Here is a 16,027-nt window from a genome sequence, read left to right on the forward strand (position 1 = left end):
ATGAGCCTGCTGCATCTCAACCGCGCTTCCTCCCGCGTACGGCTGGAGAACCGCGACGACCCCGAACTGTACCGCGAGATCTTTCCCTATTCCAAGATCAGCCGCGTGGAGTTCGACGACATCTTCCTGATGCCGCGGCCGGCGGAACCGATGTTCATCACGGACACCACCTTCCGCGACGGCCAGCAGGCCCGCCCGCCCTACACCGTGAAGCAGATCGTCCAGATCTACGACATGCTGCACCGCCTTGGCGGCCGCAGCGGCCTCATCCACGCCTCGGAGTTCTTCATGTACTCCGACAAGGACCGCAGGGCCATCGAGGCCTGCCGGGCCAAGGGGTACAAGTTCCCCCATGTCACCGGGTGGATACGGGCCAACGTCAACGATCTGAAGATCGCGCGGGACATGGAGTTCGAGGAAGTGGGCCTGCTGACCAGCGTGTCGGACTACCACCTGTACCTCAAGCTGGGCCTGGACCGTGAAAAGGCCATGGAAAATTACCTGCGCGTGGTGGAACAGGCCCTGGAATGGGGCATCACCCCGCGCTGCCACTTCGAGGACATCACCCGCGCCGACATCCACGGCTTCTGCCTGCCCTTCGCGCGCAAGCTGATGGATCTTTCGAAGCAGAGCGGCCAGCCGGTCAAGATCCGCATGTGCGACACCATGGGCTACGGCGTACCCTACCCCGGCGCCACCCTGCCGCGCTCGGTGCCGCGCATCGTGCGCGCCCTGACCGACGAAGGCGGCGTGCCCGGCCAGTGGCTGGAATGGCACGGCCACAACGACTTCCATAAGGTGCTCATCAACGGCGCCACCGCGTGGCTGTACGGCTGTTCCGGCGTCAACTGCACCCTGCTGGGCTTTGGCGAGCGCACCGGCAACACCCCGCTTGAAGCGCTGGTGATCGAATACATCTCGCTGACCGGCGACGACGATGCCGCCGACACCCGCGTCATCAACGAGATCGCCGAGTTCTTCGAGAAGGAACTGGATTACCGCATTCCGGACAACTATCCGTTCGTGGGCAAGGACTTCAACGCCACCAGCGCGGGCATCCACGTGGACGGCCTGGCCAAGAACGAGGAAATCTACAACATCTTCGACACGCGCAAGATCCTGAACCGGCCGGTGCCCATCATCATCACCGACAAGTCGGGGCGCGCGGGCGTGGCGTACTGGATCAACCAGTACCTGGGCCTGCCGGAAGCCCGGCACGTGTCCAAGAAGCATCCCGCCGTGGGCAAGATCTACACCAAGATCATGGACGCCTACGAAAAGGGCCGCAACACGTCCTTCTCCAACAAGGAAATGAAGGCCCTGGTGCGGCGCTTCATGCCCGAACTGTTCGCCTCTGAATTTGACCAGATCAAGAAGCTGGCGGGCGAACTTTCGGCCCACCTGATCATCAAGCTGGCCCAGGAATGCCAGATCACCGGCCTTGGCGGCGAGGACAAGTACCCGTGCATGCGCGATTTCGTGCGCGAGTACCCGTTCATCCAGTACCTGTACCTCACCGACAAGGAGGGCAAGCTGCTCTCCGCCGCCATCACCGATCCGGCGTACAAGTCGAAGTACGACCAGCTGCCGCTGGGCTTCGACTTCTCCAACCGCGCCTGGTTCATCCGGCCCATGCAGACCGGCGAACTGCACATCACCGACGTGTACCAGTCGCAGTTCACCAGCCAGCTGATCCTTACCGTGTCCACGGCGGTCACCGACGACAACGACGAGATCACCGGGGTCATCGGCGCGGACATCCAGATCGAACAGCTGCTCCGCCAGGCCGAGGCCATCGAGGACGTGGTGGACGGCGATTCCGAAGAATAGCGACCGAATGGAAAGGCCCGGAAGCGGCGATGCTTCCGGGCCTTTCTTGTTTGCGGCCTGCAACCGCGCGGCCGCGTCGTGAGCAGCACGCGGGCTGGGTCGAAGCCCTGGTTTCGCCGCAGGCGGGCCCCTGCCGTGTCACGGCCAAACCGGACTGCGGCGGCGGGGTACCCCCCGCGTGGCGTGGGCGCACGCCGCCGCATCGACGTGGGCGGAACGGCATCGCGCCTTGCCCGCCACCATGTGCTGCGTTGCGAGACAGGCGGATGTGCAAGCAGTTGCGTGCGCGCCGGTTTTCGGTAACAGTTCGGAAAACGCACGGCGCGTCGTGCCCCACCTGCCCGGGGCTTCACGTTCGGCGGATTGTGTTCGGCGGATTGTGTTCGGCGTGACCGCCCAAGGCAATGTGCGCCCCCGCCGCGACCGCATGCCGTGCGCATCCGGAACCACCGTTTTCCGCTGCCGCCCGATTGCGCCATGATTCGCTCATGGCCGCGTACACGCCGTATCCGGCGCAACCCGACGGAGCCTTGATGCCGCACCTTCGCCCCTGCCAGACCTGTTCCGCGCCGTCCCGCCTCGTCTCCCTCATCTGGCCCATCATACTGCTGCTGCTTGCCGCACTGCTGACGGCGGGCTGCGGTTCCGGCCCGCGCCGCATTTCCACGCCGCCGTCGGACCAGTCCGTGAAGTACCCCAAGGGCCAGCCCCAGGGGCCGCGCGCCAAGCCGTACACGGTCATGGGCAAGACCTACCATCCGCTGCTTTCGGCGCACGGGTTTTCGGAAGAAGGCGTGGCCTCGTGGTACGGCAAGGATTTTCACGGTCGCAAGACCGCCAACGGCGAAATCTACGACATGTACGGGCTGACGGCGGCGCACAAGCTGCTGCCGTTCAATACCGTGGTCAAGGTGACCAACCTGCAGAACGGCCGGTCCACCACCGTGCGCGTCAACGACCGTGGCCCCTTCGTGGGCGACCGGATCATCGACCTGACCAACACCGCCGCCAACCAGATCGGCATGCTGGGCCCCGGCACCGCGCGGGTGCGCGTGGAAACCGTGGGCGACGTGCCCGGCCTGCAGGACGGCGACATGACCGGCCGCTTCTATGTGCAGGTGGGGGCCTTCTCCAACAAGGACAACGCCAGTCGTCTGGTGACCCGCCTGCAGGGCCAGGGCTGGAACGCCCGGATGTACTGGGCCGACATGGTCCGGTTCTGGCGCGTCCAGGTGGGCCCGTGGAGCACCCTGAGCGAGGCCGAGCGCATGCGCGAGAAGTTGAAGGGGGATTTTGCGGTCAACTTCGTGGTTGCGGATTAGGGACGCGTCGTCTTTTGTAAGCCTCCGGCGGGCAGGGGGCGAGCCCCCTGCACCCCCTTTTCTCTCAGAACGCGTGAAGTGCTTTGTAAATGGGAAGGCTTTCGGACTGCACCCCGTTACCCGACATTCGCGTGATGGGTTGAAGCGGCAGCCTCGTCCACAAGCGAACCCTTCCCAGTCCTTTCCCTCTCTCCCCGTTTCCTTTCGGACCTGCTCACGGTAAGGATGCGCCATGAACCTTCTGCTGGTGAACCTGACCCGCTTCGGCGACCTGCTGCAAACGCAGCCGGTGGTGCATGGCCTGCGTGCGCAGGGGCACCGGGTGGGGTTGGTGTGTCTGGAGAATTTTGCCGGGGCGGCGGAACTGCTGGAAGGCGTGGACCACGTGGCCGCGTTGCCGGGTTCGGCGTTGCTGGCGGGCGTGCAGCCCGGCGGCGACTGGCGGGCCTGCACGGCGGGGTTGATGACCTGGGCCGAACGGCTGCGCGATGCCTATGCCCATGATGCCGTACTGAACCTTACGGCCACGCTGGGCGGTCGCCTGTTGGCACGGCTGCTGGCAGGGAACGGGGATGACGGGAACGACAAGGGGCCCGGGGGCGACCTGCGCGGCTTCGGGCTGGACCCGTTCGGGTTCGGTGTTAACGCCGACCCGTGGTCGGCCTTCCTGCAAGCCTCCACCCGGCAGCGCGGATGCAGTCCGTTCAACCTCGTGGACCTGTTCCGCATGGCGGCGGGCGTGGGTGACGTGGACCCGGTATACGAGTTGCGCGCGCCCGCGCCGGACGCCCTGGCCGAGGCCGGGGCACGGCTCGCCCAGGCCGCGCCGCCCGGCCATGCCGGGTACGTGGCCATGCAGCTTGGCGCCAGCGAGGAACGCCGCCGTTGGCCCGTGGCCCACTTCGCGGCGCTGGCCGCCCGCTTGTGGCGCGAACTGCGACTGGTGCCGGTGCTGCTGGGCGCGGGCGGCGAGCGCGCGCTGGGCGAACGGCTGCGCGCGGCGCTGGCGGAAGACGCCGGTGGCGGGGGGGCCGGTGGAGTCGGCGGAACCGGAACAAGCGGGCCGGTGCCCTGCATCGACCTGATCGGCGCCACCAGCCTGCCGCAACTGGCCGCCACCCTGCGCCACATGCGCATGCTGGTCACCAACGACACCGGCACCATGCATCTGGCCGCCGGGCTGGACGTGCCGGTGCTGGCCATCTTTCTGGCCACGGCCCAGCCGTGGGACACCGGCCCCTACCGGCAGGACTGTTGCTGCCTGGAACCCGCGCTGGACTGCCACCCCTGCCCGTTCGGCGCACCCTGCCCGCATGGCGAACGCTGCCGCAGGGTCATTTCCGCCACCACCGTGTTCGACCTGGCCCGTGCCCACCTGACCACCGGCCAGTGGCCGCAGCCGGAAACCCCATCCGACGCCACGTTCCCTGCCACAGCGGACGCAAATCCGGATGCCCACAGCGAGGCGCGGGTATGGCGCACCCTGCGCGAGCCGGATGCGGAGCTCGCAACCGGCGATGCCCCGACCATGACCATGCCCGGGCGCGGGTTCATGGACCTTGTCTCGCTGTCCGGCCACGAGGCGGAAGACCGCACCCGCTGGATACGCCTGCAACGCCATTTCTATCGTCAGTTTCTTGACCTGCCCCGGATGCAGCCCCCCGAGTCTACCGATGCCCGGCCTGCCCGGTCCATTCGGCCACCGCATGGACCCTGCGTGCTTTCCGAAGACCTGCGCGCCCGGGCCGCCGACGAACTGCATCAGGCCGACGCCCTGCTGCACCTCATGGGCGAACAGGGCGGCCTGCTCAGGGTGCGCCCCTCGGACATGGCCAAGTCGCGCTTCCTCGGCACCGTAAGCCGCGTGCAGGCCTTGTGGGACAACAGCGCACTGTTCAACGTGCTGGGCCACCTGTGGCTGTGCGAATCGCAGGGGGCGGGCGGCTCGCTGGATTCCGTGCTGGCCCTGGCGGCGGCCTATCGCGGGCTGGTGCGGGTCTGGCTGGACCACCTTTCCCCGTCGATCTGACCTTCCCTTTCCCGTTGCCGCGCGGGAGCGGTATCAGTACATGCCTGCCGGGGCGTGCTTCCCGCACTCTGGTCCGTTTTTTGCTTCAGCGCAGGCGGACGTGACAAATTTTCCCGGTGCCGGGATGCAGGAGGGAGACCCCATGATCGTTATTGATGGCCGCCAGGCCGATATCAAGCTGGAAAACTTCGCCAATCTCGAAGAAATCCTCGTCAAGGTGATGGAGGGCAGCTACCTCGAGAACCGCGTGGTGACCGACGTGCTCGTCAACGACGAGGCGTTTTCGGAAATCTACCCCCACCAGGCAGAGGACATCGAACAGCGCGACATCCGCTCCGTCGAGATCCGCAGCATGCCCGTGGGCGAAATGGCCGTGAACATCACCCGTGAACTGTACAAGGTGGTGCAGGTGATGACCGACGGCGCGCGCCAGGTGGCCGGGCTGTTCCGCCAGGCCGACGACGCCGAGGCGCTGGACATGTTCCAGGACCTGCTGGAAGTGACCCGTGACTTCATGGGCATGATCGGCGTGCTGCGCAACGAATTCTCGCTGCGGACCACCAAGGATTTCAGCGACAACGTGGAACGTTTTTCCGACCAGTTGGGCGAAATGACCGAAGTTCTCGAAAACGAGGACTGGATTCTGCTGGCCGACCTGCTGGAATACGAATTCCTGCCTGCCTGCGAAAACTGGAAGAAGGTCATCCAGGCCCTGCGCGAGGACATCCGTCAGGCCAGCAAGGGGTAGCAGCCATGGCCGACAGCCTTTCCCTGCTCGACATGGCTCTGCAACTGGGCGAGCGTGAACTGGGGGCCCTTGCCGCCGGTGACGTGGATGCCGCCGAATCCGCCTCGCGCGAGCGGGCGGAACTGGTGGAGATGGCCTGGAGCCGCCGCGACCCGGCAGCGCTGCATGATCTGCGCGCCAAGCTGCTGCGCTTGCAGTGCCTGCAAGGCCGACTGACCGAAGAGGCCCGCAGGCTGCACGAGAACATCCGCAGCCAGTTGCAGCAGACCCGCCGCGAATCGCAGCGCCTTACCGGCTACAGGCAGGCCACGCGCTCCACGCCGCTGACCATCACCCTGGGACGCGGACAGGTCTAGGGGCTGTTCTAAATTGCCTTTTCGCCCGTTGGCTAACCGACCCGAAGGGCGCGAAGCGTGCCCGTTAGGTGAGTTTGCGAACCTTACGGGCATCGTGCGCAACGCGGTCAAACTTCATCTGCCATCTCGGTCAAATACGATAAGAGTATATTCCCTCATGGCAGGCTTGTTTTCCTTGCCAGCGAACGAAAATCCTAATTTAGAAGCACCCCCTCAGGGCTGTCGATAACGGCACCGGATACGAACGAATCGGGGGCCGGATGCATCACGCATCCGGCCCCCGTTTGCCGTCTTGCGGGTACCGCCCCAGTTGCCGGTGCCGTTCGCTACCGTCCCAGCTCTCCGGCTGCTCGTGGCCCCTGCGGCCCCTGCCGACAGGGCCGCTCGCGACTTCCCTACTTTCGGCTGCCTGCGGCCCCTGCGGACCCTCCGGACCCTCCGGACAGGGCCGCCCGCATCCAGTCCGCGAACCCGTCAGCGGGCAGGGGCTTGCTGTAGTAGTAGCCCTGCACCTCGCGGCAGCCGTGGGCGCGCAGGAAGTCCAGCTGGTCGTCGGTCTCCACCCCTTCGGCCACCACATTCAGCGACAGGTTGCGGCCCATGGTGACGATGGTGGACACGATGGTGGCGTCGCCCTCGTCGCCGGGCACGTCGCGCACGAACGAACGGTCGATCTTGATGGTGTCGATGGGGAAATTCTTCAGGTAATACAGCGAGGAATGCCCGGTGCCGAAATCGTCGATGGCAATGGAGATGCCCTGCGCCGCCAGCCGCTCCAGAATGGCCACCGAGGTGGGCAGGTCGCGCATCATGGTGGTTTCGGTAATCTCCAGTTCCAGTTGCGAGGGCGGCAGTCCCGATTCGGCCAGGGCCGCCTGCACCCTGTCCAGCAGGTCCGGCTGGAACTGCCGGGCCGAAATGTTCACGGCAATGCGCAACGGGCCAAGCTCGTCGGTCCAGCGGCGGGTCTGGATGCACGCGTCGCGCAGCACCCGTTCACCCAGGGCCACCACAAGGCCGGTGTCTTCGGCCACGGGAATGAATTCCAGGGGCGGCACCAGGGTACCGTCGGGCCGGGCCCAGCGCACCAGGGCCTCCATGCCGGCCACCTGCCCGGTCACGATGTCCACGCGTGGCTGGTAGAACACCACGAACTCGTCGTTTTCCAGCCCCTTGCGAATGCTCTTTTCGATGGCCAGGCGCCGGGTCACGTCGTCGTTCATGGCCTGGGTGAAACGGCGAAAACGCGCGCCGCCCTGCTCCTTTGCGCGGTACATGGCTATTTCCGCGTTCTTCAGCAGGGTGGCCGGGTCGCGCCCGTCGTCGGGCGAAACGCTGATGCCGATGGACGGCATCACGTACAGTTCATGGTCGGCGGCGTTGAAGGGACGGGTGAACGCGTCCTGGATGCGGGTCGATTCCGCCTCGGCCGCCTCGCCGTCGCCTTCCGGCGACAACGGCAGCAGCATCACGAATTCGTCGCCGCCAAGGCGCGCCACCATGTCGCGCCGGGGGGCCATGCCCACCAGGCGGCCCGCCACGGCGCGCAGCAGTTCGTCGCCCACGGCATGGCCCAGGCTGTCGTTGACGGTCTTGAAATTGTCCATGTCCAGGTACAGCACCGCCAGCGGCGCGTCCGGCCCGCCCCGGAGAGCGTAGTCCTCCATGCGCTGGCGCAGCCCCATGCGGTTGGGCAGTCCGGTCAGTTCGTCATGGGTGGCCTGGTGGACGATCTGCGCTTCCTTGCGCTTCAGTTCGCTGACGTCGAGGAAAGTGCCCACCTCGCCCGCCCGGTGGCCGGTGCGGTCGCGGAAATAGCTTTTGTACAGCACCAGCACCCGGTCCTCGCCAGCGGCGTCGCGCATGTCGATCATGCACGAGTAGCCCGCGCCGTCATCGTCCACGGCATCCAGCCGCCGCCCGGATTCCTCGACCCGGCAGGCCAGTTCCTGCGGCAGTATCTCGTGCACCGAACGGCCCACGACGTCCTCGGGCGCGCGGCCGATCAGGCGGCTGAAGGCGCGGTTGCAGCCGATGTAGGTGCCTTCCAGCGTCTTGTAGAACACCGGGTTGGGCATGCCCTCCACCAGGGCCTCCAGGAACTGGTTCTTCTCCTGCAGCAGGGCCTGATACTCCACCAGCCGCTCGTTGGTCTCGCGCAGTTCGCGGGTGCGTTCCTGCACTTCCTGTTCGAGATGCTCGCGGTAGCGCTTGCGCTCCTCCAGCAGGCGGGCGCGCTCCAGCGCCTTGTTCACGGCGTGCTCCAACACGCGCATGTCGGTGACCGGCTTGGTCACGTAGTCCCACGCGCCGTGGCGCAGCGCCTCCACCGCCTCTTCCAGCACGCCCACGCCGGACACCACGATGACGGGCACCTCGGGTGCGTCCTGGCGCAGGCGTTCCAGCACTTCCATGCCCCCCATGACGGGCATGCGCAGATCCACCAGCACGAGGTCGGGCGCCTTTTCGGCAAACGCCTCGAGCCCGCGGCGGCCATTTTCCGCCTCGATCACGTCAAAGCCGCTGTCCTCGAGATAGGCGACCAGATTCGAGCGGACGTTGACGTCGTCGTCGATGGTCAGAATGCGGGGGGGCCGTTGGAGCATGGGGCGGCTGTTTCCTGTGGCTTGCGCTGATGTGGTTGGCGATATGTTGCATTCCAGATTGCCAAGCAGCGGGGAAATTATCCACAAAAAAATGCCTGGGGCGCGGCGGCGGGGTGACGGCTCTATGGCGATGCGGCCTTGTGGCGCAGGGCAACGACATGCGGGCCGCAGTTTGTGACGGCTGCCGGATATGCGGGGGGAGGCGGTGGGCGAACAGTGGCGCCCGTACCAGACTGTGCCTGCGCGGGACGCGCATGCGTTCATGCCCTGTAAAGCGGGGCCGAACGAAGCCGGGCGGGAGCCGGATTCGGGCGGATATTGAGCGCCCCCTGAGCGGGCTGCGGGCGGAACATGAGGCAGGACATGGGCCGGAACGGGGGTCGGAACGGGGGCCGGAGCAGGGGCAGGAAGGGGGCCGGAACGGGAGCCTGGCGCACCAGCACAGATCACCCGGAGAAAAGGCTGCACCGGAAGATACCCGAGCCATGAAGGCGGGCATGCGGCGACCCACCGTGTCGGCGGGCTGCGGGTGGGCTGTGCCGAACGGCGGGGATGGGCGACGGGGGTGGGCGGTCAGTCGCGGGCGCGGTCGGCCACGATGTCGATGTCGGCGTGGCGCTGCATCAGGTGGCGGCGCAGGGCGCGCGCATCGTCGAAGTCGCGGAAGGGGCCCACGCAGACCATCCAGCGTTTGCGGCCGTTTTCCGTGCGCGCACGGACGCGCGCGGCGGCTTCACCCTCGCGTTCAAGCTTGCGGACCAGCCGTTCGGCTTCGGCCTTGCTGGCGTACGACCTGATGCGGACGAAATAGGCGCTGTCGGGGTCCAGGGGACGGCCCTTGGCGTCGCCCAGCACTTCGATGCGCACGGCGGCGCTGCCCGGCTTGACGATGCCCAGCTGTTTCGCGGCGGAATAGGAAACGTCGATGTCGCGGTTGCCGCGATAGGGGCCCCGGTCGTTCACCGTGACCAGCACGGAGCGGCCGTTGGAAAGGTTGGTCACGCGGACCACGGTGCCGAGGGGCAGGGTCTTGTGCGCGGCCGTCAGGGCGTTCATGTCGTAGGTTTCGCCGCTGGCGGTCTTCTTGCCGTGCAGGTCGTCGCCGTACCACGAGGCGTGACCACGTCTGGCGGGCGCCTCGCTGGCTGCCGCGGGCAGCGACGCGGGAAGCAGCGCGCAGAGCATCAGGATGGTCGTCAGGTATCGTAGGGGGTGGCGTCGGGTCATGGGCCTCCTGCGGTTGCGTGCCACGGAAGATCGTGGCGAGTCGTGTCCTGCCCGGCGCAAGGACGCGGCTCTGGGGCAACGTTCGGTCTGTCCCGTTGTGCAACGGGCTGCCGGGCAAACCTTGGGGGTGGCACCTCGACAGTACCGTGTTTTTCCCGTATATCGCCGCACGTGTCAACGTGCCGCAATCCCGGCATGTTACGGAGTGGTGTTGCGGCAACATACTGTTGCGCCACAGTGTGCCGAGAGCCGTGTTGCGGCATTATTTTCTGTCGTTCTTCCCGCGACGTGCCCCGCGCATCGTGCGCCCGCGCCGCCGCGCCTTTTCCTGCACGCGGGAGTCGTTCATGTTGCTGTATGCCAAGCTGATGCTGGCCACCGTGTTCTGGGGCGGCACCTTTGTTGCCGGGCGCATCGCCGCCGCCCACGCCGGTCCCTTTTCCGCCGCCTTTCTGCGCTTTGCCATGGCCACCGGGTTGCTGTTCTGGTACGTGCGCCGCCGCGAAGGCGCACTGCCGCGCCTGACCTCGCTCGGCATGCACGGCTGGACCGGGGTGCTGCTGCTGGGGGCCACCGGCGTATTCGCCTACAACGCCCTGTTCTTCACCGGACTTGCCACCGTACCCGCCAGCCGGGCTGCGGTGATCGTCACCAACAACCCCATCGCCATCGCCGTGGGCGCGGCGCTGTTCCTGGGCGAGCCGCTGTCGCGCCGCAAGCTGGCGGGCATCCTGCTGTCCGTGAGCGGCGCGGTCATCGCCATCACCCGGGGCAACCCGCTGACGCTGTTCTCGTCGGCCCTGTCGTGGGGCGACGTGGCTCTGCTGGGCTGCCTGGCCAGTTGGGCCGCGTATTCGCTGCTGGGCAAGGTGGTCATGCGCGCGCTGTCGCCGCTGGCGGCGGTGACCTGGTCATGCGCGGTGGGCACGGTGATGCTGCTGCCCTTCGCACTGCACGAGGGGCTGTGGACGGCGCTGCCAGAATACCCGACCTCCATGTGGGTGGCGGCTGCATACCTTGGCGTGTTCGGCACCGTGCTGGGATTTACCTGGTTCTACGAGGCCGTGAAGGAAATCGGCGCTGGCCGGGCCGGGGTGTTCATCAACTTCGTGCCGCTGACGGCCATCGTGTGTGCCTGGGCCATGCTGGGCGAGGCGCTGCCCGCGTCGCTGCTGCTGGGGGCCGCGCTGGTGACGTGCGGGGTGTTCATTACGAACAGGGCGTAGTGGTTGGGGGAGAGGCTGGCGCCTTGGTGGGTGCGGCCTCCACGAAGACCGTCCGGCCCCTTTGACCACGGCGGTCTCGTTATGCCTCTGGCGGGTGGAGGACCAGTGCCTGTTGGGTGCGGCCTCCACGTAGACACGCCAGCCCTGTTGATACCTCTTGATTTCGTTATGCCTCCAGCGGGCAAGGGGCCATTGAGCGATGGCCCCTTGCCCGCCGGAGGCATAACGAGATCGGACGTGACCGAAAGGGCAGGATTGTCTTCGTAGAGGCCGCACCCAACAGGGCACTCCCCCTCCCCCTGCCTCCCCCACATCCCGCCCCGCACCTACAACAAACACACATCCTCGCCGCAGCACCGCTTCAGAAACGCCGTGTACGCCCCCAGTATGCGCCGCTCGCCCTCAGCGCGGTCCGGCGTCAGCGGCGGACACGGATGCTCTGCCGCCAACCGCCGCAGGTCATCGCGCTTCGGCAGCGCACGCATGCCTTCGCCCAGCACCGCGCCATCCACGGCGGCAACTAGCACGGCATCACGCGTATCGGTCACGGCCACCAGCGGTGCAGGGCCGCCGGGAAACAGCCGGGCCGCAGCCACGCTTTCGCGGACATAGGTGCCCGGCGCACCGGGGCAGAACAGCACGATGCACAGCGGCGTGCCGTCGTCGTCACGCAGGGTCAGGTCCACCACGCGGCAGCCTTCGTCGGGATCATCGGAAGGGGTAGGGGCGGCAAGGGAAACAGGCGGCGCATCAAACCGTACCCGCACGCGCGGCTCCACCAGCCCGCGCGGGTGGCCCAGTTCCTCCACCAGCAGCCGCGCCAGCGCCTGCCGCAGGTCCTCGTAGGTGGTGTGGTCCACGTCCTGCCCGGTCAGATAGTCGCGCAGGGTGGCCCCAAGGCTGACTTCATGCATGCGGCCCTCCGGCAAGGCTGCCCCTGATGGCGGCAGGCTTTGCTCCGGAATTCACGAGCACCACTCTCGCGGCGCCCAATCGGCCTGCGCACAGTGCCTTCGTCAGGCAAACCCGGTCAGTTTGCCTTCAGCAGGGCGCGCGCCACGGATTCGTCGTACAGCACCAGGGGATCGGCATCGCGCCCCATGTCGCGGTACATCCCCGCGGCATGGCGGATGATTTCCAGCGGCACCCACTCGTGACGCTCCCACACCTCGGGCCGGTCTGCGCGCCACAGGCGAAATTCCACGCTGCCGCCACTGGAGCGCACGTAAACGCGGGTGCGTTTGTCGTTGGGATCGGGGTAGTAATAAAGGCCAAGATCGTCCTGCATGGGCACTCCTGAACACATGAACTGCGGATGGCGCCCGCCGCCGTGGCCGGGTGCGGGCATACGGTCAATGCCCTATCCCGCCGATACGCGCAAGCTGTTGTCATTCCCCGGATGGTGGGCTACAAGCAGGCAAGTGTCGCCCGGCCCCCGCAATGGGTGGGCATGGCGGCGCCAGGATGTCCGACGGGGAGACTGCCATGCCCCGTCCCCGCGTGAACACGCGGCGGGCACCGGAACGATTCGGGGCATACGGCGCCACCGACACGCCGCCGCCTGCATCGATTCGGCAATCCCGACAAGGGCTTGCCCGCTTCCCCGCCGCCCGGCGGGGTGGTGTGCCAGCCTGCGTCGGGGCTTGACAACGCGCCGGAATCCTTTTAGGAATGGCGTTACTTTGTCCAAAAAATCACGAGTTTTCCGGGCGCAAGGGCCGCGCCGACCGATGCCCTTACCTCCGGAAGACGCCGTCCTGTTGCGCCCCAGGGGCGATGGGCGTGTCTGTTGAGAGTCCAGAACTTCAACAAACCAATGTGGAGGTAAGGCAATGGCGAAACATGCAACCCCCAAGTTGGACCAGCTCGAATCCGGGCCTTGGCCCAGCTTCGTGTCCGACATCAAGCAGGAAGCTGCTTACCGGGCTGCCAACCCCAAGGGGCTGGACTACCAGATCCCGGTGGACTGCCCCGAAGACCTGCTTGGCGTGCTCGAGCTGTCCTACAACGAGGGTGAAACCCACTGGAAGCACGGCGGCATCGTGGGCGTGTTCGGTTACGGCGGCGGCGTTATCGGCCGTTACTGTGACCAGCCCGAACAGTTCCCCGGCGTGGCGCACTTCCACACCGTGCGCGTGAACCAGCCCGCGGCGAAGTACTACCACACCGACTACCTGCGCCAGCTCTGCGACCTGTGGGACCTGCGCGGTTCCGGTCTGACCAACATGCACGGCTCCACCGGCGACATCGTGCTGCTTGGCACCCAGACCCCGCAGCTTGAAGAACTGTTCTTCGAACTGACCCACAAGATGAACACCGACCTTGGCGGCTCGGGCTCCAACCTGCGTACGCCCGAAGCGTGCCTTGGCATGTCGCGCTGCGAATACGCCTGCTACGACACCCAGGCCTGCTGCTACGCCCTGACCATGGAATACCAGGACGAACTGCACCGCCCGGCGTTCCCCTACAAGTTCAAGTTCAAGTTCGACGGCTGCCCCAACGGCTGCGTCGCCTCCATCGCCCGCTCCGACTTCTCGGTCATCGGCACCTGGAAGGACGACATCAAGATCGACCAGGCCGCCGTCAAGGCCTACGTCGGTGGCGAACTGAAGCCCAACGCGGGCGCCCACTCGGGCCGCGACTGGGGCAAGTTCGACATCGTGGCCGAAGTGGTGGAACGCTGCCCCTCCAAGTGCATCTCCTGGAACGGCTCCGCCCTGTCCATCAAGACCAGCGAGTGCGTGCGCTGCATGCACTGCATCAACACCATGCCCCGCGCCCTGCGCATCGGTGACGAACGCGGCGCGTCCATCCTGGTCGGCGCCAAGGCGCCCGTCCTCGACGGCGCCCAGATGGGTTCGCTGCTGGTTCCCTTCGTGGAAGTCACCGAGCCTTTCGATGAAGTCAAGGAAGTCATCGAAAAGATCTGGGACTGGTGGATGGAAGAAGGCAAGAACCGCGAGCGTCTGGGCGAGACCATCAAGCGTCTCAGCTTCCAGAAGCTGCTCGAGGTGACCGAGATCGCACCCCAGGCACAGCACGTGCAGGAGCCTCGCTCCAACCCGTACATCTTCTTCAAGGAAGAAGAAGTGCCCGGCGGCTGGGATCGCGACATCACGGAATACCGCAAGAGACACCAGAGATAAGAAGAGGGGTAGCACATCATGGCATTCATCTCTTCCGGGTACAATCCCGAAAAGCCGATGGAAAACCGTATCACGGACATCGGCCCCCGCAAGCACGACTCCTTCTTCCCCCCGTTCATCGCCAAGAACTTCGGGAAGTGGCTGTACCATGAAATCCTGGAACCCGGCGTGCTGGTGCACGTCGCCGAATCCGGCGACAAGGTGTTCACCGTGCGCGTTGGCGCTGCGCGTCTGATGTCGATCACCCACATCCGCGAGATGTGCGACATCGCCGACAAGCACTGCGGCGGCTTCCTGCGCTTCACCACCCGCAACAACGTCGAGTTCATGGTCGACACCGAAGCGGGCCTGAAGGCGCTGAAGGAAGACCTGTCCTCGCGCAAGTTCGCCGGCGGCTCCAACAAGTTCCCCATCGGCGGCACCGGCGCCGGTGTGTCGAACATCGTGCACACCCAGGGCTGGGTGCACTGCCACACCCCCGCCACCGACGCTTCCGGCCCGGTCAAGGCGATCATGGATGAAGTCTTCACCGACTTCCAGTCCATGCGTCTGCCCGCCCCGGTCCGCATCTCGCTGGCCTGCTGCATCAACATGTGCGGCGCAGTGCACTGCTCCGACATCGGCGTGGTGGGCATCCACCGCAAGCCCCCGATGATCGACCACGAATGGACCGACCAGCTGTGCGAAATCCCGCTGGCCGTTTCCGCCTGCCCCACTGCTGCCGTGCGTCCCACCAAGGTGGAAGTCGGCGACAAGAAGATGAACTCCATCGCCATCAAGAACGAACGCTGCATGTACTGCGGTAACTGCTACACCATGTGCCCCGCCCTGCCGATCTCTGACGGCGAAGGCGACGGCTGCGTGATCATGGTTGGCGGCAAGGTTTCCAACCGCATCTCCATGCCCAAGTTCTCGAAGGTCGTCGTGGCCTACATCCCGAACGAAATGCCGCGCTGGCCCTCGCTCACCGCGAAGATCAAGCACATCATCGAGGTGTACGCCGCCAACGCGAACAAGTACGAACGTCTGGGCGAATGGGCCGAGCGCATCGGTTGGGAAAGCTTCTTCAAGCTGACCGGCCTTGAGTTCACCCACCACCTCATCGACGACTTCCGCGATCCGGCCTACTACACCTGGCGTCAGAGCACCCAGTTCAAGTTCTAAGCCGGAAGGCAACCACATTCCGGGGGCGGGTTTGCCGCCCCCGGATAACCAAAGGGGCTATCCATGGAAGAAGCCAAGAACAAGGTCGTGGAATTCCTGCAGTCCAAGGCCGGCTCGAAGAGCAAGTTCTACTTCAACGACTTTCTCGACCTGTTCCCCGACAAGGGCCCGCGCGACGTGAAGAAGATCCTCACCGCGCTGGTGAACGCCGAAGTTCTGGAATACTGGTCCTCCGGCAGCACCACCATGTACGGCCTCAAGGGCGCCGGCAAGCAGGCCGGGGCCGAGGGCGAATAGTAGTTCTCCAAGCCGGGGAACTGTTTTTCCGAAAAGGCGTATGGACTGCAAGGTTCATACGCTCTTTTCGTATGCC

General features: G+C 65.9%; 13 protein-coding genes. 9 read left to right on the top strand and 4 right to left on the bottom strand.

Annotated elements, in window-relative coordinates; all coding sequences use genetic code 11:
• From DESTE_RS08380 to DESTE_RS08400, 5 genes are all read left to right on the top strand, one after another.
• Complete coding sequence (locus DESTE_RS08380; protein ID WP_035066837.1) at positions 1-1,830, top strand: triose-phosphate isomerase; 1,830 nt, start codon at positions 1-3, stop codon at positions 1,828-1,830.
• Positions 1,831-2,363: 533 nt separating this feature from the next.
• Positions 2,364-3,152 carry a septal ring lytic transglycosylase RlpA family protein gene (locus DESTE_RS08385; protein WP_051384390.1) on the top strand — a complete coding sequence of 263 codons (789 nt, stop codon included), beginning with the start codon at positions 2,364-2,366 and terminating at the stop codon, positions 3,150-3,152.
• Positions 3,153-3,384: 232 nt separating this feature from the next.
• Complete coding sequence (locus DESTE_RS08390; protein WP_035066839.1) at positions 3,385-5,181, top strand: glycosyltransferase family 9 protein; 1,797 nt, start codon at positions 3,385-3,387, stop codon at positions 5,179-5,181.
• A 142-nt stretch (positions 5,182-5,323) separates the two neighbouring features.
• Positions 5,324-5,929 (top strand): DUF8043 domain-containing protein, encoded by a 606-nt coding sequence (locus tag DESTE_RS08395; RefSeq protein WP_012612674.1) that lies wholly within the window; start codon positions 5,324-5,326, stop codon positions 5,927-5,929.
• 5 nt (positions 5,930-5,934) lie between these two features.
• Positions 5,935-6,285: a hypothetical protein gene (locus DESTE_RS08400; RefSeq protein WP_035066841.1), complete on the top strand. Its 351-nt coding sequence runs from the start codon at positions 5,935-5,937 to the stop codon at positions 6,283-6,285.
• A gap of 395 nt (positions 6,286-6,680) precedes the next feature.
• Here the strand turns inward: DESTE_RS08400 and DESTE_RS08405 are convergent, their stop codons facing one another.
• Together DESTE_RS08405 and DESTE_RS08410 are read right to left on the bottom strand one after the other, a co-directional pair.
• A complete protein-coding gene (locus tag DESTE_RS08405) occupies positions 6,681-8,891 on the bottom strand; it encodes an EAL domain-containing response regulator (protein ID WP_035066843.1) in 2,211 nt (736 codons plus the stop codon).
• A gap of 573 nt (positions 8,892-9,464) precedes the next feature.
• Positions 9,465-10,118, bottom strand: coding sequence for a septal ring lytic transglycosylase RlpA family protein (locus DESTE_RS08410; protein ID WP_035066845.1), 654 nt, complete (start codon positions 10,116-10,118; stop codon positions 9,465-9,467).
• Positions 10,119-10,465: 347 nt separating this feature from the next.
• Between DESTE_RS08410 and DESTE_RS08415 the strand changes: the two genes are divergently transcribed.
• Positions 10,466-11,344 (top strand): DMT family transporter, encoded by an 879-nt coding sequence (locus tag DESTE_RS08415; RefSeq protein ID WP_035070024.1) that lies wholly within the window; start codon positions 10,466-10,468, stop codon positions 11,342-11,344.
• A 326-nt stretch (positions 11,345-11,670) separates the two neighbouring features.
• On the opposite strand, the gene DESTE_RS08420 is transcribed toward DESTE_RS08415, so the two are convergent.
• Together DESTE_RS08420 and DESTE_RS08425 are read right to left on the bottom strand one after the other, a co-directional pair.
• A complete protein-coding gene (locus tag DESTE_RS08420; protein ID WP_035066847.1) occupies positions 11,671-12,258 on the bottom strand; it encodes a hypothetical protein in 588 nt (195 codons plus the stop codon).
• 116 nt (positions 12,259-12,374) lie between these two features.
• The gene (locus DESTE_RS08425) at positions 12,375-12,632 is read right to left on the bottom strand and encodes a hypothetical protein (RefSeq protein ID WP_035066849.1); all 258 of its coding nucleotides are present in this window, start codon (positions 12,630-12,632) and stop codon (positions 12,375-12,377) included.
• A 544-nt stretch (positions 12,633-13,176) separates the two neighbouring features.
• Between DESTE_RS08425 and dsrA the strand changes: the two genes are divergently transcribed.
• The 3 genes from dsrA (at position 13,177) to DESTE_RS08440 (ending at position 15,951) form a co-directional block, all read left to right on the top strand.
• Positions 13,177-14,490, top strand: coding sequence for a dissimilatory-type sulfite reductase subunit alpha (dsrA, locus tag DESTE_RS08430; RefSeq protein WP_035066851.1), 1,314 nt, complete (start codon positions 13,177-13,179; stop codon positions 14,488-14,490).
• 18 nt (positions 14,491-14,508) lie between these two features.
• A complete protein-coding gene (dsrB, locus tag DESTE_RS08435) occupies positions 14,509-15,654 on the top strand; it encodes a dissimilatory-type sulfite reductase subunit beta (RefSeq protein WP_035066853.1) in 1,146 nt (381 codons plus the stop codon).
• A 63-nt stretch (positions 15,655-15,717) separates the two neighbouring features.
• Positions 15,718-15,951, top strand: a complete 234-nt coding sequence (locus DESTE_RS08440; RefSeq protein ID WP_007524227.1) for a dissimilatory sulfite reductase D family protein — start codon at positions 15,718-15,720, stop codon at positions 15,949-15,951.
• Positions 15,952-16,027 lie beyond the last annotated feature (76 nt).

The sequence above is a fragment of the Nitratidesulfovibrio termitidis HI1 genome (assembly GCF_000504305.1).
GTDB lineage: Bacteria > Desulfobacterota > Desulfovibrionia > Desulfovibrionales > Desulfovibrionaceae > Cupidesulfovibrio > Cupidesulfovibrio termitidis.